This window comes from Chryseobacterium sp. CG10_8, from assembly GCF_058117085.1.
The window spans coordinates 1-564 of record NZ_JBYVEB010000283.1 but is presented as its reverse complement, the minus strand read 5'-3'; the positions used below and the strand labels follow the sequence as shown (position 1 = coordinate 564).

General features: G+C 25.0%; 1 protein-coding gene. It reads left to right on the top strand.

Annotated elements, in window-relative coordinates:
* On the top strand, positions 1-389 hold a 389-nt coding region (locus AC4AGG_RS16755; RefSeq protein WP_489773162.1), incomplete at its 5' end, for a hypothetical protein.
* Positions 390-564 lie beyond the last annotated feature (175 nt).

Here is a 564-nt window from a genome sequence, read left to right as displayed (position 1 = left end):
TTTTCGTTATCGGCAATTTTATGAAAAAAGCACTGTCAATTATCATTTTTTTAATTATTGGGATTGTGATTCTAATCAATATGAATTTTCAATTAAAAAAAGAAAATATTTATGGAAAATATGTAAATATGAATTTTAATAATCCTCATTGTTGTGTTGAAGCGCCTCATAAACCAGACACATTAACACTTTTCAGAGATGGAACCTATGAAAGTAAATTTTATGGCAAAGGAGATTACAAATATGAAGATGGAAAACTTGATTTAAATTATGATTTCGAAAATGGAAAAGCAGAATATAAAACTATAATTACAAACAAACTCTTTCAAAAACCAAGAATAATACTTAATGAAAAACTTAACCATTTCTATGAAAAATTGAATGAATAAAAGTATTCTCTATAACACTAATACCCTAGATATAATCTGCTTTTTCAAGTGTTATTAATTCTATACACAAAAAAAAAGATTAAATTTCATAAACATTTTCAATAAAAACTGCCGATAACAGTGTATTAGCAAAAGCGGGCTTGAATACTCAAATTGAAAATTTGAATATTCTTCG